The sequence below is a fragment of the Pseudomonas sp. MPFS genome (assembly GCF_022537035.1).
Taxonomy (GTDB): domain Bacteria; phylum Pseudomonadota; class Gammaproteobacteria; order Pseudomonadales; family Pseudomonadaceae; genus Aquipseudomonas; species Aquipseudomonas sessilinigenes.
This window is the reverse complement of sequence record NZ_CP066123.1, coordinates 1,486,124-1,504,972: the sequence shown is the minus strand read 5'-3', so window position 1 is coordinate 1,504,972 and position 18,849 is coordinate 1,486,124. Positions and strand designations below refer to the sequence as shown.

Below are 18,849 nucleotides of genomic sequence, written 5' to 3'. Positions count from 1 at the left end.
TGTCGCTCCTGGAGCGAAGGCCGAAGCTGCCAGCCTTCCACTCGAGGACCGACCATGCACGACTCACTCAAGCAGCGCATACGACAACTGGGCCTGGAACTGCCTGAACCCAGCCAGCCCGCCGCCAACTACGTCAACCACGTGCGCAGCCAGAACCTGCTATTCATTTCCGGGCAGATTCCCCTGCAACAGGGCCGCCCGGTCCTGCTCGGGCGGCTTGGCGAAAGCCTCTCGCCGGAACAGGGCGCCGAGGCTGCCGAGCTGGCCGCACTGGGCTTGCTGGCCCAACTGGGGGCGGCCCTGGACGATGACTTGGCACAACTGCAACGCATCGACCGGCTGGGCGTCTTCATTGCCGCCAGCGGCGACTTCCAGGACCACAGCACCGTGGCCAATGGCGCCTCCAACCTGCTGGTCAACGCCCTCGGGGAGAAAGGGCGGCATGCCCGTACCGCCGTTGGAGTGGCCAGCTTGCCGGCCGGTGTTGCCGTAGAAGTGGACGCGATCTTCGAGCTCAGGCCATGAACAATCTGGACCCGGGGCACCTCGCTCGTTTGCGCCAGGCGACCCCTGGCTGCGCCCGGGTCTGCCACTTCAACCACGCCGGAGCGTCGCTACCCAGCCAGGGCACCCTGGATGCCATGCTTGGGCAACTGCAACACGAGGCCCATGCAGGGCCGATGGAGGCCGCAACGGCTACAGACTGGTCGGAACAAGCCCGCCAGGCCGCAGCCCGCCTGCTCAATACTTCAACTACCGCCATCGCCTTGACCAGCAGTGGCTCGGCTGCCTGGGGCATGGCCTTCAGCGCCCTGCCCCGCTGGCAACCCGGCGATCGAATCCTCGTGGGACGACATGAATGGGGCGGCAACCTGGCCTGCATGGCCAGTGCCGTGGCGGCCGGCGCCCAACTGGAGGTGATTCCCTGCGACAGCCATGGCGCGGTATCGGTGCCGGCATTGGAGTCCATGCTCGATGCCCGGGTCCGGCTGATCGCCCTCACCTGGCTTCCGGCCAATGGCGGCCTGATCAATCCGGCGGCTGCCATTGGCCAGGTGGTGCGCCGCTGGCGCATTCCCTACTTCATCGATGCCGGGCAGGCCCTGGGGCAAATACCCTGCGATGTCCAGGCCCTGGGCTGCGACGTGCTCAAGGGCGCTGGACGCAAGTACCTGCGCGGCCCACGGGGCACGGCACTGCTCTATATCAGGCCTGGCTTCCTCGAACGCTTGCAACCCCAGCCCCGGGATGTGCTGTCGGCCCCCTGGAATGGGCAAGGCTTCAGCCTGCGTGGCGATGCCAGGCGCTTTGAAACCAGCGAGATGTCACAAGTACTGCTGGCCGGACTGGCCAATGCCCTGCAGGAACTCAACGCGATCGGCATCGCGGCCATCCACCAGCGCATCCGAGACCTCAGCGACCGGCTGCGCCAGGCCCTGGACCACATCCCCGGCCTGCAACGCCAGGACCTGGGCACGCCCGGGCAGCAATCGGGGTTGATCGCCTTCACGCTGGCAGGTTGGGACAGTTTTGCCCTCAAGGCACAGCTGGCGCGCCAGGGCATCAATATCGGAGCCAACGGCGTGGCCTACACCCCGCTGGACATGCAGGCCCGCGGCCTGACCAGCATTGCGCGGATCGCCCTGAGCCACTTGACCGGCGAGGAAGAAATCGAGCGCCTGCTGCAAGCGCTTCGGGAACGGGCCGCTTGCGGCCCCGGGAGTCAGACCTCGACGTCGACCCACAACCCCTGACGCGGGGCATCTTCGATCAATGGCACCACCGGCACCGTGTTGTCGGCATTCAATTCGTCGCCGGGCACCGCCAGATGCTGCTCCGGGTCCTCGTGCTCTTCACGCTGGTGACGTTGCCGCTCCTGCTGGCGTTGCTGCTCCTCGCGCAAAAGCAGGGCCGACTGCTCGGCATCGCGCTTTTGCAGGTCGATCGTGCTTTCGTTGGAGCTCTCCTGCACCGGCACCACAGGCGGGATATCCGGTCGCTGGCGGATCGGATCCTGCTGGGAGGTGACGGGCACGGCGCTCAAGGGGAGCATCGGTGGCAACATGTTATTGGTCTCCTGTCGGCAGGCTGTCGGCCGCGGCATGGGCGACTTGAGCCATCGGTCGCAAAAGTGTGACCCAGTCGTCAGCCAATAGTGCCCTGCGCCCCGACGAATACGCCGCTTACGCTACTTTTTCTCCAAGGGTTTTAATCAGAGTTCTTTGGACTGCAAGCTACGTTCCGTTAAGATAGTCGGCTTTTTCAAAGCGGGAGTCAGGCAGCATGGCGCAGCAGTATCAACCGGGGCAACGCTGGATCAGTGACAGCGAAGCCGAGCTAGGTCTAGGCACCGTTCTGGCACAGGACGGCCGCTTGCTGACCGTGCTCTATCCGGCCACTGGCGACACTCGCCAGTATGCGCTACGGAATGCGCCCCTCACTCGCGTGAGGTTCTCGCCGGGTGACAGCATCACCCACTTCGAAGGCTGGAAAATGACCGTCCAGGAAGTCGAGGACATCGACGGCCTGCTGGTCTACCACGGCCTCAATGGGCAGAACGAACCGGTCACCCTGCCGGAAACCCAGCTGTCGAACTTCATCCAGTTCCGCCTGGCCAGCGATCGCCTGTTCGCCGGGCAGATCGACCCGCTGGCCTGGTTCTCGCTGCGCTACCACACCCTGGAACACACCAGCCGCCAGCTGCAATCGCCACTCTGGGGCCTGGGCGGCGTGCGTGCCCAACCCATTGCCCACCAGTTGCATATCGCCCGTGAAGTCGCCGACCGTATCGCGCCACGGGTCCTGCTGGCGGACGAAGTGGGCCTGGGCAAGACCATCGAGGCCGGCCTGGTGATCCATCGCCAGCTGCTGTCGGGCCGTGCCAGCCGGGTGCTGATCCTGGTTCCGGAGAACCTGCAGCACCAGTGGCTGGTGGAAATGCGCCGGCGCTTCAACCTGCAGGTCGCACTGTTCGACGAAGAACGCTTCATCGAAAGCGATGCCAGCAACCCGTTCGAAGACACCCAGTTGGCCCTGGTGGCGCTGGAATGGCTGGTGGACGACGAAAAGGCCCAGGACGCGCTGTTCGCCGCCGGCTGGGACCTGATGGTGGTGGACGAAGCCCACCACCTGGTCTGGCACGAAGAACAAGCCAGCCCGGAATACGCCCTGGTCGAGCAACTGGCCGAGACCATCCCTGGGGTGCTGCTGCTGACTGCGACCCCGGAACAACTGGGCCAGGACAGCCACTTCGCCCGCCTGCGCCTGCTGGACCCGAACCGTTTCCACGATCTGGCGGCTTTCCGCGCCGAGAGCGAGAACTACCGTCCGGTGGCCGAGGCCGTGCAAGAACTGCTGGACCAGGGCCGCCTGTCTCCCGAAGCGCACAAGACCATCCAGGGCTTCCTCGGCAACGAAGGTGAAGCCCTGCTGGCCGCCGTCAATGATGGCGACAGCGAAGCCAGCGCACGCCTGGTACGCGAACTGCTGGACCGCCACGGCACCGGCCGCGTGCTGTTCCGTAATACCCGCGCCGCGGTCCAGGGCTTCCCGGAGCGCAAGCTGCACGCCTATCCGCTGCCGTGCCCGGACGAATACCTGGAACTGCCCCTGGGCGAACACGCCGAGCTGTACCCGGAAGTCAGCTTCCAGGCCCAGCCCGATGCCGGCGACGACGAACAGCGCTGGTGGAAGTTCGACCCTCGGGTCGAGTGGCTGATCGACCAACTGAAGATGCTCAAGCGCACCAAGGTCCTGGTGATCTGCGCCCACGCCGAGACCGCCATGGACCTGGAGGACGCGCTGCGCGTACGGTCCGGCATCCCGGCCACGGTCTTCCACGAAGGCATGAACATCCTCGAGCGCGACCGCGCCGCCGCCTACTTCGCCGACGAAGAGTTCGGCGCCCAGGTGCTGATCTGTTCGGAAATCGGCAGTGAAGGCCGCAACTTCCAGTTCGCCCATCACCTGGTGATGTTCGACCTGCCCTCGCACCCGGACCTGCTGGAACAGCGGATCGGCCGCCTGGACCGGATCGGCCAGAAGCACGTGATCGAGCTGCATGTGCCGTACCTGGAGACCAGCCCGCAAGAGCGCCTGTTCCAGTGGTACCACGAGGCGCTGAACGCCTTCCTCAATACCTGCCCGACCGGCAATGCCCTGCAGCACCAGTTCGGCCCACGCCTGCTGCCATTGCTGGAAAACGCCGACGACGGCCAGTGGCAAGCCCTGATCGACGAAGCCCGTGGTGAACGCGAGAGCCTGGAATCGGAGCTGCACGCAGGTCGCGACCGCCTGCTGGAGCTGAACTCCGGTGGCGCCGGCGAAGGCGAGTCCCTGGTGGAAGCGATCCTCGAGCAGGACGACCAGTTCGCCTTGCCGATCTACATGGAGACCCTGTTCGACGCGTTCGGCATCGACAGCGAGGACCATTCGGAAAACGCCCTGATCCTCAAGCCCAGCGAGAAGATGCTCGACGCCAGCTTCCCCCTGGGCGACGACGAAGGCGTGACCATCACCTACGACCGCGGCCAGGCCCTGTCCCGCGAGGACATGCAGTTCATCACCTGGGAACACCCGATGGTGCAGGGCGGCATGGACCTGGTGCTGTCCGGGTCCATGGGCAACACCGCCGTGGCGCTGATCAAGAACAAGGCGCTCAAGCCCGGTACCGTGCTGCTGGAATTGCTCTACGTCAGCGAAGTAGTGGCTCCGCGCTCGCTGCAACTGGGCCGCTACCTGCCGCCGGCCGCCCTGCGCTGCCTGCTGGACGCCAATGGCAACGACCTGTCGCCACGGGTGGCCTTCGAAACCCTGAACGACCAATTGGAAAGCGTGCCCAAGGCCAGCGCCAACAAGTTCATCCAGGCCCAGCGCGACCAGCTGGCGCCGAAGATCAACGCCGGCGAGGCCAAGGTCGCCCCCCGTCACGCCGAGCGCGTGGCCGAGGCCCAGCGTCGCCTGGCCGCCGATACCGATGAAGAACTGGCGCGCCTGACCGCATTGCAGGCGGTCAACCCTACCGTCCGCGACAGTGAACTGGTCGCCTTGCGCAAGCAGCGCGAGCAAGGCCTGGCCATGCTCGAGAAAGCCGCCCTGCGCCTGGAAGCGATCCGGGTCCTGGTGGCCGGCTGACCACCGGTTGCGCCGCCATGAAAAAGGCCCGCTCATGCGGGCCTTTTTTATCGTCGTCCGTAGGAACGATCAGGCGGTCGCTGGCGCTCCAACCGGTTCGCCCGGCGCCAGCCCCTCGCGCATGCGCTGGGCATCACGCACGAAGCTGCGTGAAGCCATGAGCAGGAACACCAAGGTCAGCAGCAGCGCCACCGGGATCAGGTACATGGCGTCGTGCAGGCCGATGGCCTTGAACGCTTCGGTCATCTGCCCCGCCTCGGCGGCATACATCGCCGAATGGGCGAAGTGATCGGACAGCGCCCCCACCACCACCGGCCCCAGGCCGCCCCCCAGCAGGTACAGACCGGCGAAGAACAGCGCCATGGCGGTGGCCCGCAAACGGGGCTCCACCACATCCTGGATCGCGGTGTAGACGCAGGTATAGAAGTTGTAGGCAAACAACCAACCGATACTGAACACCGCCACGAACACGCCAATCTCGATCCTTCCCGCATGCAGGGCCCAGGCCGTGCACAGGGTAGAAATCAGCAGGCTGGCGGCGGCGAACAACAACCGGCCGTTGGCGACGCGCTGGTGAATCTTGTCGGCCACCCATCCCCCCAGGGTCAGGCCGACCAGGCCGGTTACCCCGACGATCAGCCCCGTGGCCACCGCCGCCTCCTGCAAGGGCATCAGGAAGTAGCGCTGCAGCATCGGCACCAGGAACGAGTTGCAGGCATAGGTAGCGAAGTTGAAGGTCAGGCCCGCCAAGGTCAGCCAGAGAAAGGTCGGGATCGCCAGTACCCGGCGGATCGGCCGCTCGATTCGCTCCTGGGACACCTTGGTCGCTTCCGCTGCCCCGCGCTTGGGTTCCTTGATGAAGAACATGAACACCGCCAGCAGCAGGCCCGGTACTGCGGCGATGAAGAACGGCGCGCGCCAGCTATCGAATGCCTTGACCATGGCGCCAATGGTGAAGAAGGCCAGCAACAGGCCCAGGGGCAGGCCAAGCATGAAGATGCCCATGGCCCGGGCCCGACGGTGAGCCGGGAACAAATCGCCGATCAGCGAGTTGGCCGCCGGCGCGTAGCTGGCCTCACCGATGCCGACGCCCATGCGCACCAGCAGGAAGCTCCAGAAGCTGCCGACCATGCCATTGACCGCAGTCAGCCCACTCCAGACCGCCAGCCCCCAACCCATCAGTTTGCTGCGCGAGCCGGTATCGGCCATCCGCCCCAGGGGCAGGCCGGCGATGGCGTAGACGATGGTGAAGGCGGTGCCGATGATCCCCAGCTGGAAATCGCTCAAGTGCCATTCCATGCGGATCGGTTCGATGATGATCGCGGGGATGGTGCGATCGAAGAAATTGAACAGGTTGGCCAGGAACAACAGGAACAGGATGCGCCAGGCATTTGCCGCTTGAGTCGAGTTATCCATGGGTCGACCTCTTTTATTGTTATTGGACCAGGCACGAGCCTGGACACTGCAATCTAGTCAGCCGCGCCGCGCCTGTCTGTGATCATTCGCCAGTCTGATACCCGGGTATCCCGCCAGGCTCTCGCAGAGGCGCCTGCGCCAGGCTCTCGAACGTCGCCACAGCCCCCGCATCCCGGGGCTTTGCTAGTCTTTTCAAGGGCTTGGCAGAGATCAAAAAAATACCTTGCGCCCCCCCTTCCCAAGGCCGATGCGAAGCCTAGAATAGCCGCCTTGCCTGCCCCCTCATCCACACCTTCCTCCGTTGAATACGCCTATGTCCGAAGCCAGTCCGTGTCTGAATTGCGGTGCCTGCTGTTCATACTTTCGTGTGTCTTTTTTCTGGGGCGAATGCGCCTCCTCGGGCGGAACGGTCCCCGACGAACTGGTCCAGAGCATCAGCCCCAGCCGGGTGGCGATGCTGGGCACCGACTGCAAGTCGCCACGCTGCATCGCCCTTGAAGGGGAGGTCGGCAAAGGCGTGAGCTGCTCGATCTACGCCCAGCGCGCCAGTCCGTGCCGGGAATTCGAGGCCTCCTGGGTCGACGGCCAGCACAACGGCGATTGCGATGCAGCCCGCGCCGCCTTCGGCCTCGCCCCGCTGGAACCGGCAAACGACGAGCCCTGGTACGAGGAGAGCGCTTAGCACTATTGGCGATAGGTTCAAGAAGCAAATCATTAGAACCAAAGTGCCACCGCCCATTGCAGCCACCGGGTGCCTTCTATACTCCAAGCACTTATTGGCGCACGAGTCCGCCAATGCCAGATGACTCAATAATGGGCACGCTATGGATTGGCTGGGTTTGCATTTCATTACCGAGCTTCCGGACAGCGGGCAGGTGGTTCTCCATTGCAGCCACAATCCGGTGCTGGTACTCCTGGCTTACCTGGTGGCCTGCGCCGCCAGCTTCGCCACGCTCGACATGGCCGAGCGCGTCAGCCATGTCGAACACGCCACCAGCCAACGCCTGTGGCGCTGGGTCGGCGCCTGCTGCCTGGCTGGCGGTATCTGGGCCATGCACTTCATCGCCATGCTGGCATTCGAGGCCCCCTTCGAGATCAGCTACGACCTGCCCCTGACCCTGTTGTCACTGTTCATCGCCCTGGTTGCAGCCTGGATGGCGATGGATACCCTGAGCCACGCCCAGTTGCCGCTATGGCGCTATGCGCTGGCCTCGTTGTGGATCGGCCTGGGCATCAGCGCCATGCACTACGTGGGCATGGCGGCCATTCGCTCGGTCGCCAGCCAGTACTACGAACCTTCACTCATGATGTTGTCGCTGCTGGTGGCTATCGCCTGCAGCCTCGCCGCCCTGCTGCTTTCACGCTATCTGCGTGATGGCAGTGGAATGTTCCATCAATTGCTCAAGTACGCCAGCAGCCTGGTACTGGGTGGCGCCATCGTACTCATGCACTTCACCGGCATGTGGTCCATGACCCTCGTCCTGCCAGCCGGCAACCCGCCAGGCCCGATAGTGCCCAACGGCCACCTGCAACTGGGGCTGACCCTGTGCGTGATCATTCTGCTGATCATCGGCAGCGGTATCAGCGCAGCCCTTGCGGACAAGAAGCTGCAGCACAAGGAACGCGACCTGCGCCGGGTCAATACCCTGCTCTCGCAACTGGACCAGGCCCGGGTGTCGCTGCAACACGTGGCCCACTACGACGCCCTGACCAACCTGATCAACCGACGCGGATTCAACCAGCTGTTCGCTGAAAAACTCATGGAAAAGTCCACCTTCGGCGGCATGCTGGCGGTGATGTTCCTCGATATCGACCACTTCAAGCGTATCAACGACAGTCTCGGCCACGATGCTGGGGACGAACTGCTCAAGGTGATTGCCGGGCATATCAAGAACTCCACCCGCAATCACGAGGACGTGGTAGCGCGCCTGGGGGGCGATGAGTTCTGCATCCTCATCAACCTGTATGACCGCGAAGAGGCACGGAACATGGCCCATCGCATCATGCAAAAGATGAAGGAGCCGATCGAGCTGGGCGGCCGGCGCATGGTGATGACCACCAGCATCGGCATCAGTATCTTTCCCGACGACGGCAAGACGTGCGAGGAACTGCTGAAGAACGCCGACCTGGCCCTTTACCAATCCAAGGATGCAGGTCGCAACAACCTGCACTTCTTCAGTTCCAGCCTCAAGACCAGGGCCACCCTGGAGCTGCAACTGGAGGAGGAACTGCGTAACGCCCTGCGTGACAACCAGGGGCTGCAGCTGTACTACCAGCCGATCTACGATCTCAAGGGCGCCAGGGTCACCAAGCTCGAAGCCCTGGTGCGCTGGCAACATCCGCAGCACGGCCTGCTGAGCCCGGATCGCTTCATCAGCATCGCCGAGGCCAACGGCATGATCGCCGAGCTGGATAACTGGGTGCTGCGCAAGGCCTGCCAGGACCTGGCCTACCTCTCGCGCCACGGCCGTGGCGAGTTGAAGATCGCAGTCAATTGCTCGGCCCTGAACCTGACTCGCGAGGAACTGGCAGGAGAAATCGAAAGCGCCCTGCACAATGCCCAGGTAGCGCCGCAACGCCTGGAGCTGGAGGTCACGGAGAACGCCTTGATGGGCAACATCTCCAGCACCCTGGCATTGCTCAAGCAGATTCGCGGCCTGGGCGTGTCGTTGTCGATCGACGACTTCGGCACCGGCTATTCATCCCTGGCCTACCTCAAGCGCCTGCCACTCAATACCCTGAAGATCGACCGCTCGTTCATCCAGGACATCCCCAAGTCGACCCAGGACATGGAAATCGTCCAGGCGATCATCGTCATGGCCCATACCCTGCATTTGCAGGTGGTCACCGAAGGGGTCGAGACCCTGGAGCAGCAACAGTTCCTCGAGCACTACGGCTGCGACTACCTGCAGGGCTACCTGCTCAGTCGCCCGGTCACGCTGCAGGAATTGCATGCCGTGCTGGAGGAGCTCGACCAGCGCCATGCCGGTGGTGTCAACCCGCTGACGGGTCTCGGAATAGCCGAACCAGAGTCGCTGGATCTTTTTCCAGATAGCCTTGCCCACCATGCAAGCGCATCAACTGCGCAGCTAACCCGCTGATCGGCGTCGCGGCGCCCTGCTCCCGGGACAGCTTCACCGCGCCGTCCAGGTCCTTGAGCAGGGTGCGCACATGCCACTTCACGGGCTCGAAACGGCTTTCGGCCATTTGCGGCGCCAGGATCTGCAAAGGCCTGGAGTCGGCGAACCCTCCTGCCAGGGCCTCGGCCAGCAAGCGTGCGTCGACCCCGGATCGCTCGGCCAAGGCCACGACCTCAGCAATCACCAGGGCGTTGCAGGCAACGATCATCTGGTTGCAGGCCTTGGTCACCTGACCCGCCCCCACGGCCCCCATGTGTGTCACCCGCTGCCCCATGGCCAGCAGCACCGGACGCACTCGCTCGACGTCTGCCGGCTCGCCACCGACCATGATCGCCAGGCTCCCGGCCTCCGCCCCCTGGGTCCCGCCGGACACCGGAGCGTCGACCCAACCCATGCCGGTATCGCGGGCCAGCGTGGCGGCCATTTCCCGGGTAGCGGCCGGCTCCAGGCTCGACAGGTCCAGCAACAGTTGGCCAGGCCTGGCGCCCTCGGCGATGCCGGCGGCGCCAAAGACCACCTCGCGTACCACCTCGGTATTGGCCAGGCACAACAGCACCAGGTCGGCCTGCTCGCAGAGCTGCGACGGCGCGGCAACTTGTCGCGCCCCGGCGGCCACCAGCGGTGCGCACTTTCGCGGATCGCGGTTCCACACCGTCAGCGAATAGCCCGCAGCCAGCAGGCGCCGGCACATTGGCAGGCCCATCAGGCCAATTCCGGCAAAACCGAGCGAAGGTAACGCTGACATCATATTGCCCTCATTGGATTAAAGATCATTGAATACTGGCCGATCCATGATGATTCAGGAAAGGATTCCCCCGAGCGTCTTTTAGAAAACCTTTGGCGCCTTGGGCAAAATTCGCGCTCCACCCAGCGACGAGGTCCCATTCCGTGATGGTTCGACGACACCTTGTCCCCGAGCCAACCTGACCAGGCATATGGCGCACAATGACTTCTAAGAATAATCCTGCCAACGCAGTTTCCGAGATGACGCTGACCTCTCCCCTTCCAAGCCACTCAGATACGAAGCCATTGTCCAGTTCACGCCCTCAGTCGCCCCAGCAATACCTGTACTTCACCGAAACCAATACCGACCGCATCCTCGACAACCTCGACGGCCTGCGCGACACCGTTTTCCCGCGCCCGGCGCACCTGGAGGACGAGCAGGAAAACCGCCGCGACCAGGAGTTCCCTTCGGTCTGCCTGATCGGCCTGGGCCGCTGCGGCTCCAATATCGCCCTGGACGTCGCGGAGCTGGTGTACAACGCCCGCAAGTTCTACCTCAACGAATTCAACAATGAGGACAAGGCCTACGAGGGCAGCTACAGCCCCGGCCAGTGGATCCGCCAGAACCTGCGCCTGGGACAGAACAAGGCCAGCAAGCCGGTATTCCTGGTCGAACCGCTGGTGATGCTCGGCGACCTGGACAAAGACATCGCCGGCCGTATCCGTTTTTCCCGCAAGGGTGAAAAGAGCGGCTTCATCCGCGACTACAGCAAGATGAAGATCATGGACCTCTCCGAGGTCCATGCTGGCGGTGCCGGTAACGCACCGATCCTCGGCCAGTACCTGGCCAAGATCATCCTCAACAAGGACACCCAGCGTTTCTCCAGCCCCGACTGGAAGATGATCCACTCGTACCTGATCGATTCCTGCGGGATCAAGGCCAACCAGTCGCGCCTGTATTTCTCGATCTTCAGCGCCGGTGGCGGTACGGGTTCGGGCATGGCCTCGGAGTTCGGCCTGGCCCAGCAGTACTCGTACATGAACAAGACCTTCGACACCAAGCCGATGGACGAGCACGACAGCAAGAGCGGGCACTCCTTCGTCTTCGAGCCGATCTTCACCAGCGGCATCTGCGTGCTGCCGAACATCTCCGACCATCGCAGCGAGATGTCCGAGGCCCTGCACATCAACGCCGGCCGCCTGTTGTGCAAGTACCTGTCCGAGGAGTGGGACTTCTCCTACAACTTTGATAACGAAGACAGCAGCGAAGCCAGCGTGATGGGGCGGATCCGCCCATGGAACGCGATGATGCTGATCTCCAACGACATCATGCGCTACGCCGAAGAAAGCGATGACGGCAACATCCAGAACATCGACGTCAACGCCATGGAGAAGCACGCCAACCAGTACATCTCCCAGCAGATCTTCAACATCCTCACCGCCCAGGCGGTGACCACCGACTACGACCAGAACTACTTCCGGCGTGCCGGTATCGATATCGGCGAGACCATCCGCCTGGATGCCAACGACCTGTTCATGAGCCTGGCCGGCCCGGTGGCGATCGCCTATGCCGAGTCCGTGGTGCCCGAGCAACCGGTGCCCACCGGCGATAAGTTCAAGGTGTTCGAGAAAGAGCCGCAGCGCCTGAACATCGACGACCTGTTCTTCCGCTCCATCGACCTGCCGCACTTCAACAAGCAGACCCAGGCCATCGAGGGCATCAGCCTGCTGCCCATAGAGTCCAAGCGCTATCGCGCGGCACTGGAGCAATACAAGGCCTCGGGCTTCGACGCCGCGGCGCTGCACGACCTGCACTTCTTCAAGAACTGCTCGTCGGTGGTGTCCATCGTCTCGCTGCCCAAGGACTACAAGCTGTCCTACATGGACCTGAACCGGCTCAAGACCCACCTCAACAGCCTGTTCCCCAACACCACGCTCAAGCGCTACGCGTTGGTGATCGGCGCCTCGGCCAACTTGTCGCTGACCACCCTGATCGCCAAGAGCCCCTGCCTGTCGGACGACTTCCTGACCCTGATCGTGGCCTTCATCAAGCGCTGCTTCGCACGCAATCCGTACCGCTTCGACGACACCCTGGACAATTCCGTCCTGGATTTCATCACCAGCGACCACTTCGAAGAAGACCGTATCGACGACTTGCTCAACGAGTTCGAGAACCCGGCGAAGATCCTGGATACCAACTGGTATGCGATCAAGCCGATGTACGAGAAGAAGTACCGCGAACTGATCAACGACAAGGACAAGTTCGTCTCGATCAATGACATCCGCCTATCCCGGGATTGCGTGAAGAAGGCCATCAAGTACCTGCGGGAAATCTACCGTCATCGCATCGGCAAGACCCGGGTCATCTCCCTGAATAGCCACACCGGCAAGACCGCCTATTGAGGCCTCGCCAGCCCGCCGGCTCCACTACGAACCGAGGCAGCAGCCTCGGTGACGCACGAGCCGGCGAGCCAGCGAATGAATCGCTCAAGGCCGGCTGGCATGTTCAGGTTGCACAACAATTGAGCAGCCCGTCGGCTGGGCTTGAAACTGTTCCCATTCCGTGAACGTCACCCTGGCCGAATAACGGGTGGGGCGTTTCTCTACGGCAAGATGCCATCACTGGATTCACGGTTACTCGGCTACACACTTTTGTCCCACAAAAGCACGCACCAGATCGGCGCACAGCCTCAGCTCGACGCTCGTTCCTGGGTCAGGATCCAGGGCGATACCACCACCGCCCACAGCGTCGGATCACGCTCCAATAGATCGGATGCCCGCGTCGCAGACAGCTTTTCAACCTTCCCTTCGGCCAACCAGGCCGCCACTTTTTCCGCCTGATTCTCGGCCACCGCCTGGGCGGCTTCGATCAGATCCAGGTCGGCATCGACCCACAATAGGGCACCCTTGGCGAAGAACGGTTCCAGTTCCTTCCAACTGATCGATGCGGTCTCACCAAGCAGCTTGGCATAGAGGGTGCTAGGTTCTTGAGTCATGGGACTGTCCAGAAAAGAAATCGGCGCAATCATAACGTCGGTGCCCTGGCAGAAAAACCCAGAAGCAAAAGCGTCAAAGATCGAGAAGCTCAGAAGCGCCAGGGATTGACGCCGATTCGTTGCGAAAGCCACGCCGCAAATCTGTCTTTTTCTTTCAAGCAAGCGACATTCCGCGTTTTTGCCCCCAGCAGCCAGCTTTTCAAGCGAACGACCGGCGCACTACACTGTACCGGTACAGTTGCCAGGGACATTTCCGAGGGATATCGCGATATCTGACTCGGTTCTGCGACTCAAGGCCGCCGGAACTATAAAAATTACAACAGTAAGAGTGGAGCACTATGAATAAGGCTACTAAGCAGATTTCCAAACTGTTTGCCGCTATGGTCCTGGCAGGTGTTGCCGGCCATTCGTTCGCAGCTGACACCATCAAGATCGGTATCGCCGGCCCCAAAACCGGCCCTGTAGCACAGTACGGAGACATGCAGTTCAGTGGTGCCAAGATGGCCATTGAACAGATCAACGCCAAGGGCGGCGTGAACGGCAAGAAACTCGAAGCCGTCGAATACGACGACGCCTGCGATCCCAAGCAGGCCGTGGCCGTCGCCAACAAAGTGGTCAACGATGGCGTCAAGTATGTGATCGGCCACCTCTGCTCCAGCTCCGCTCAACCCGCCTCCGACATCTATGAAGATGAAGGCGTGGTGATGATCACCCCCGCCGCCACCAGCCCCGATATCACCGCCCGTGGCTACAAGATGGTGTTCCGCACCATCGGCCTGGACAGCGCCCAGGGCCCGGCCGCCGGCAACTACATCGCCGACCACGTGAAGCCCAAGATCGTCGCCGTGCTCCACGACAAGCAGCAGTACGGTGAAGGCATCGCCACCGCCGTGAAGCAGACCCTGGAGAAAAAAGGCACCAAGGTCGCGGTGTTCGAAGGCATCAATGCCGGCGACAAGGACTTCTCCTCCCTGATTGCCAAGCTCAAGCAAGCCAACGTCGATTTCGTCTACTACGGCGGCTACCACCCAGAGCTGGGCCTGATCCTGCGCCAAGCCCAGGAAAAAGGCCTGAACGCCAAGTTCATGGGTCCGGAGGGCGTGGGCAACGACTCCATCTCGCAGATCGCCAAGGAGTCCTCCGAGGGCTTGCTGGTCACCCTGCCGAAATCCTTCGACCAGGACCCGGCCAACGTCGCCCTGGCTGACGCCTTCAAGGCCAAGAAAGAAGACCCGAGCGGTCCTTTCGTATTCCCTTCCTACTCCGCAGTTGAAGTCATCGCCGGCGCCATCACCAACGCCAAGAGCGAAGACGCGGCCAAGGTGGCTGAAGCCATCCACGCCGGTACCTTCAAGACCCCGACTGGCGACCTGAGCTTCGACTCCAAGGGCGACCTGAAGGACTTCAAGTTCGTGGTCTACGAGTGGCACTTCGGTAAGCCCAAGACCCAAGTCTCGCCCCAGTAAGGCTGCGCCTGGCTGACTGCCGATAGAGCCCACGGCTTGCCGTGGGCTTTGTTTTACGAATCTATGGGCCGTGCTCCCGTGATCCGGAAGCCTGTCCACCTGAAAATCTCAAAACCGTCATCAGCGGTTCGCTGGCAAAGTCCAGCCCGAAGTGGGTGCAGACCCACGGGGCCTGGGCGGGAAAATGACTCCACCAGTGAAATGCGTATCAGGTTTTTAGGAGCGTTGTAATGCCTGACATCTATCACTTCTTCCAACAGCTGGTTAACGGCCTGACCGTTGGCAGCACGTATGCCCTGATCGCCATCGGCTATACGATGGTCTACGGCATCATTGGAATGATCAACTTCGCCCACGGCGAGGTCTACATGATCGGTTCCTATGTGGCGTTCATCGCCATCGCGGGGCTGGCCATGATGGGACTCGACAGCGTCCCACTCCTGATGACCGCAGCCTTCATCGCGAGCATCGTCGTCACCAGTGCCTATGGCTACAGTATCGAACGGATCGCCTACCGCCCCTTGCGTGGCAGTAACCGCCTGATCCCGCTGATCTCCGCCATCGGTATGTCGATCTTCCTGCAGAACACCGTTCTGCTGGCACAGGACTCCAAGGACAAGTCCATTCCCAACCTGATCCCGGGCAGCTTTTCCATCGGGCCGGGTGGCGCACAGGAAGTGCTGATCTCCTACATGCAGATCGTGGTGTTCGTGGTGACCCTCATCGCCATGCTCGGCCTGACCCTGTTCATCTCCCGCTCTCGCCTGGGCCGCGCCTGCCGTGCCTGCGCCGAGGACATCCGGATGGCCAACCTGCTGGGGATCAATACCAACAACATCATCGCCCTGACCTTCGTGATCGGTGCTGCGCTGGCGGCCATCGCCGCCGTGCTGCTGAGCATGCAGTATGGCGTGATCAACCCCAACGCCGGCTTCCTGGTGGGCCTGAAGGCCTTCACGGCGGCGGTCTTGGGCGGCATCGGCAGTATCCCGGGCGCGATGCTCGGCGGGCTGGTGCTGGGGGTGGCCGAAGCCTTTGGTGCCGACGTGTTCGGCGACCAGTACAAGGATGTCGTGGCGTTCGGCCTGTTGGTTCTGGTGCTGTTGTTCCGGCCGACCGGCATTCTGGGCCGTCCGGAGGTTGAGAAAGTATGACTAGGAATATTAAGCAAGCGCTCTTCAGCGCACTCTTGGTATGGGCCGTGGCGTATCCGATCCTGGGCCTGAAACTGAGCATCGTCGGCATCAACCTGGAGGTCCACGGCACCAGCCCGGCCATCCTCACCACCATTGCGGTGTGTTCGGTGCTGATGTTCCTGCGGGTGCTGTTCCATACCCAGGTCAGCGCCATGTGGAAGTCCTCGCCGAAAATGCCGCTGATCCCGGCCAAGGCCAGCAACTTCCTGACCCTGCCGAGCACCCAGCGCTGGCTCATCCTGGCCCTGATCGTCGGCGCCCTGGTCTGGCCGTTCTTCGGCTCCCGGGGAGCGGTGGACATTGCCACGCTGATCCTGATCTACGTGATGCTCGGCCTGGGCCTGAACATCGTCGTGGGCCTGGCCGGCCTGCTGGACCTGGGCTATGTGGGGTTCTATGCCGTTGGCGCCTACAGCTACGCGCTGCTGTCGCACTACTTCGGCCTGAGCTTCTGGATCTGCCTGCCGATCGCTGGCCTGATGGCGGCCACCTTCGGTTTCCTGCTGGGCTTCCCGGTGCTGCGCCTGCGCGGTGACTACCTGGCGATCGTGACCCTGGGCTTCGGTGAAATCATCCGCCTGCTGCTGCGCAACATGACCGACCTCACCGGTGGCCCCAACGGCATCAGCAACATCGAGAAGCCGACCTTCTTCGGCCTGACCTTCGAGCGCAAGGCTGCAGAAGGCCTGCAGACCTTCCACGAGTTCTTCGGCCTGGAATACAACTCGATCAACAAGGTGATCTTCCTGTACCTGGTGGCACTGCTGCTGGCCTTGTTGGCGCTGTTCGTGATCAACCGCCTGCTGCGCATGCCGATCGGGCGTGCCTGGGAAGCCCTGCGTGAAGACGAGATCGCCTGCCGCGCCCTGGGCCTGAACCCCACCGTGATCAAGCTCTCGGCGTTCACCCTGGGTGCCTGCTTCGCCGGTTTCGCCGGCAGCTTCTTCGCTGCTCGCCAGGGCCTTGTGACCCCGGAGTCCTTCACCTTCATCGAGTCGGCGATCATCCTCGCCATCGTGGTGCTCGGTGGCATGGGCTCGCAACTGGGGGTGATCCTCGCGGCGATCGTGATGATCCTCCTGCCTGAACTGATGCGTGAATTCAGCGAATACCGGATGTTGATGTTCGGCGCCATGATGGTGCTGATGATGATCTGGCGTCCCCAAGGTCTGCTGCCCATGCAACGCCCTCACATGGAGCTGCGAAAATGAGCCGCGAGATCCTCAAAGTAACCGGCCTGTCCATGCGTTTTGGCGGCCTGCTGGCGGTTAACGGCGTGGCCCTGACCGTCAAGGAAAAACAAGTGGTGGCGCTGATCGGCCCGAACGGCGCCGGCAAGACCACCGTGTTCAACTGCCTCACCGGCTTCTACCAGCCCAGCGCCGGCAGCATCCTGCTGGACGGCGAGCCGATCCAGGGCCTGCCCGGCCACAAGATCGCCCGCAAGGGCGTGGTACGGACCTTCCAGAACGTGCGGTTGTTCAAGGACATGACCGCGGTCGAGAACCTCTTGATCGCCCAGCATCGCCACCTGAACACCAACTTCCTGTCCGGCCTGTTCAAGACCCCGGCGTTTCGCAAGAGCGAGCGCGAGGCCATGGAGTACGCCGGCTACTGGCTGGACAAGGTCAACCTGCGCGAGTTCGCCAACCGCCCTGCCGGGACCCTGGCCTATGGTCAGCAACGGCGCCTGGAAATCGCCCGCTGCATGATGACTCGCCCGCGAATCCTCATGCTCGACGAGCCGGCCGCCGGCCTCAACCCCAAGGAGACCGAGGACCTCAAGGCCCTGATCAGCATGCTGCGCGAGGAGCACAACGTCACCGTGCTGCTGATCGAGCACGACATGAAGCTGGTCATGAGCATTTCCGACCACATCGTCGTGATCAACCAGGGCACGCCACTGGCCGACGGTACGCCGGAGCAGATCCGCGACAATCCCGAAGTGATCAAAGCCTACCTGGGGGAAGCGTAAATGCTGCAGTTCGAGAACGTTTCCACCTACTACGGCAAGATCCAGGCGTTGCACAGCGTCAACGTCGAGATCCGCCAGGGCGAGATCGTCACCCTGATCGGAGCCAACGGCGCCGGCAAGTCCACCCTACTGATGACCCTCTGTGGTTCGCCCCAGGCCCACAGCGGCAGCATCCGCTACCTGGGCGAGGAACTGGTAGGGCAAAGCTCGGCGCACATCATGCGCAAGAGCATTGCCGTGGTGCCCGAAGGACGCCGGGTATTCGCCCGCCTGACGGTAGAGGAAAACCTGGCCATGGGCGGTTTCTTCACCGACAAGGGCGACTTCCAGGAGCAGATGGACAAGGTCCTGCACCTGTTCCCACGGCTCAAGGAGCGCTTCACCCAGCGTGGCGGCACCATGTCCGGCGGCGAGCAGCAAATGCTCGCCATCGGCCGGGCGCTGATGAGCAAGCCCAAGCTGTTGCTCTTGGACGAACCGTCCCTGGGCCTGGCGCCGATCATCATCCAGCAGATCTTCGACATCATCGAACAACTGCGCCGTGACGGCGTGACGGTGTTCCTGGTGGAGCAGAACGCCAACCAGGCGCTGAAGATCGCCGATCGCGCCTATGTCCTGGAAAACGGCCGGGTGGTGATGCAAGGCACCGGCGAAGCCTTGCTGACCGACCCCAAGGTACGCGACGCCTATCTCGGCGGCTAAGCGCCAGCGGAACCAGAAACGGCCCTTCGGGGCCGTTTTTTTTCGGGGCCAATAAAAAATCGCCAGGGGCTGTAACGAATCGCCAGGTGCCATCTCTAGTAG

Annotated in this window: 15 protein-coding genes; 11 read left to right on the top strand and 4 right to left on the bottom strand. The window is 62.6% G+C overall.

What is annotated here, in order from left to right; all coding sequences use genetic code 11:
• The first annotated feature begins 54 nt into the window (after positions 1-54).
• The gene (locus I9018_RS06870; RefSeq protein WP_241109045.1) at positions 55-525 is read left to right on the top strand and encodes a RidA family protein; all 471 of its coding nucleotides are present in this window, start codon (positions 55-57) and stop codon (positions 523-525) included.
• Positions 522-1,754, top strand: a complete 1,233-nt coding sequence (locus I9018_RS06865) for an aminotransferase class V-fold PLP-dependent enzyme (protein WP_241109044.1) — start codon at positions 522-524, stop codon at positions 1,752-1,754. Before I9018_RS06870 ends, I9018_RS06865 begins: the two co-directional genes overlap by 4 nt.
• Here the strand turns inward: I9018_RS06865 and I9018_RS06860 are convergent.
• Positions 1,724-2,065, bottom strand: coding sequence for an aspartate-semialdehyde dehydrogenase (locus I9018_RS06860; RefSeq protein WP_241109043.1), 342 nt, complete (start codon positions 2,063-2,065; stop codon positions 1,724-1,726). The two genes, I9018_RS06865 and I9018_RS06860, sit on opposite strands and share 31 nt — an antisense overlap.
• Positions 2,066-2,283: 218 nt before the next feature.
• On the opposite strand from I9018_RS06860, the gene rapA reads away from it, so the two are divergent.
• Entirely contained in the window at positions 2,284-5,133 is a 2,850-nt protein-coding gene (gene rapA, locus I9018_RS06855) for an RNA polymerase-associated protein RapA (protein ID WP_241109042.1), read from the top strand.
• A gap of 69 nt (positions 5,134-5,202) precedes the next feature.
• Here rapA and I9018_RS06850 read toward each other — a convergent pair whose 3' ends face one another.
• Positions 5,203-6,549, bottom strand: coding sequence for an MFS transporter (locus tag I9018_RS06850; RefSeq protein ID WP_068581970.1), 1,347 nt, complete (start codon positions 6,547-6,549; stop codon positions 5,203-5,205).
• A gap of 313 nt (positions 6,550-6,862) precedes the next feature.
• Here I9018_RS06850 and I9018_RS06845 point away from each other — a divergent pair, with 313 nt between their 5' ends.
• Both I9018_RS06845 and I9018_RS06840 read left to right on the top strand, forming a co-directional pair.
• Positions 6,863-7,231, top strand: a complete 369-nt coding sequence (locus tag I9018_RS06845) for a YkgJ family cysteine cluster protein (protein ID WP_068581968.1) — start codon at positions 6,863-6,865, stop codon at positions 7,229-7,231.
• A 142-nt stretch (positions 7,232-7,373) separates the two neighbouring features.
• Positions 7,374-9,650, top strand: coding sequence for a bifunctional diguanylate cyclase/phosphodiesterase (locus tag I9018_RS06840; protein WP_241109041.1), 2,277 nt, complete (start codon positions 7,374-7,376; stop codon positions 9,648-9,650).
• Here I9018_RS06840 and I9018_RS06835 read toward each other — a convergent pair.
• Complete coding sequence (locus tag I9018_RS06835) at positions 9,544-10,437, bottom strand: NAD(P)-dependent oxidoreductase (RefSeq protein ID WP_124345924.1); 894 nt, start codon at positions 10,435-10,437, stop codon at positions 9,544-9,546. The two genes, I9018_RS06840 and I9018_RS06835, sit on opposite strands and share 107 nt — an antisense overlap.
• 197 nt (positions 10,438-10,634) lie before the next feature.
• Between I9018_RS06835 and I9018_RS06830 the strand changes: the two genes are divergently transcribed.
• Positions 10,635-12,815, top strand: a complete 2,181-nt coding sequence (locus tag I9018_RS06830; protein WP_068581955.1) for a hypothetical protein — start codon at positions 10,635-10,637, stop codon at positions 12,813-12,815.
• A gap of 287 nt (positions 12,816-13,102) precedes the next feature.
• Here I9018_RS06830 and I9018_RS06825 read toward each other — a convergent pair whose 3' ends face one another.
• The gene (locus I9018_RS06825; RefSeq protein ID WP_225926563.1) at positions 13,103-13,570 is read right to left on the bottom strand and encodes a DUF2288 domain-containing protein; all 468 of its coding nucleotides are present in this window, start codon (positions 13,568-13,570) and stop codon (positions 13,103-13,105) included.
• Positions 13,571-13,746: 176 nt separating this feature from the next.
• Here I9018_RS06825 and I9018_RS06820 point away from each other — a divergent pair, with 176 nt between their 5' ends.
• The 5 genes from I9018_RS06820 to I9018_RS06800 all read left to right on the top strand — a co-directional run bounded on the left by I9018_RS06820 (position 13,747) and on the right by I9018_RS06800 (position 18,747).
• A complete protein-coding gene (locus I9018_RS06820; RefSeq protein ID WP_241109040.1) occupies positions 13,747-14,874 on the top strand; it encodes a branched-chain amino acid ABC transporter substrate-binding protein in 1,128 nt (375 codons plus the stop codon).
• Positions 14,875-15,104: 230 nt separating this feature from the next.
• On the top strand, positions 15,105-16,028 hold the full coding sequence (livH, locus tag I9018_RS06815) for a high-affinity branched-chain amino acid ABC transporter permease LivH (RefSeq protein WP_068581942.1): 924 nt from the start codon (positions 15,105-15,107) through the stop codon (positions 16,026-16,028).
• Positions 16,025-17,281 carry a high-affinity branched-chain amino acid ABC transporter permease LivM gene (locus I9018_RS06810; RefSeq protein ID WP_068581938.1) on the top strand — a complete coding sequence of 419 codons (1,257 nt, stop codon included), beginning with the start codon at positions 16,025-16,027 and terminating at the stop codon, positions 17,279-17,281. Before livH ends, I9018_RS06810 begins: the two co-directional genes overlap by 4 nt.
• Positions 17,278-18,045 carry a high-affinity branched-chain amino acid ABC transporter ATP-binding protein LivG gene (gene livG, locus I9018_RS06805; RefSeq protein ID WP_068581936.1) on the top strand — a complete coding sequence of 256 codons (768 nt, stop codon included), beginning with the start codon at positions 17,278-17,280 and terminating at the stop codon, positions 18,043-18,045. Before I9018_RS06810 ends, livG begins: the two co-directional genes overlap by 4 nt.
• Positions 18,046-18,747, top strand: coding sequence for an ABC transporter ATP-binding protein (locus I9018_RS06800; protein ID WP_068581931.1), 702 nt, complete (start codon positions 18,046-18,048; stop codon positions 18,745-18,747). It begins immediately after the preceding gene.
• Positions 18,748-18,849: the final 102 nt, after the last annotated feature.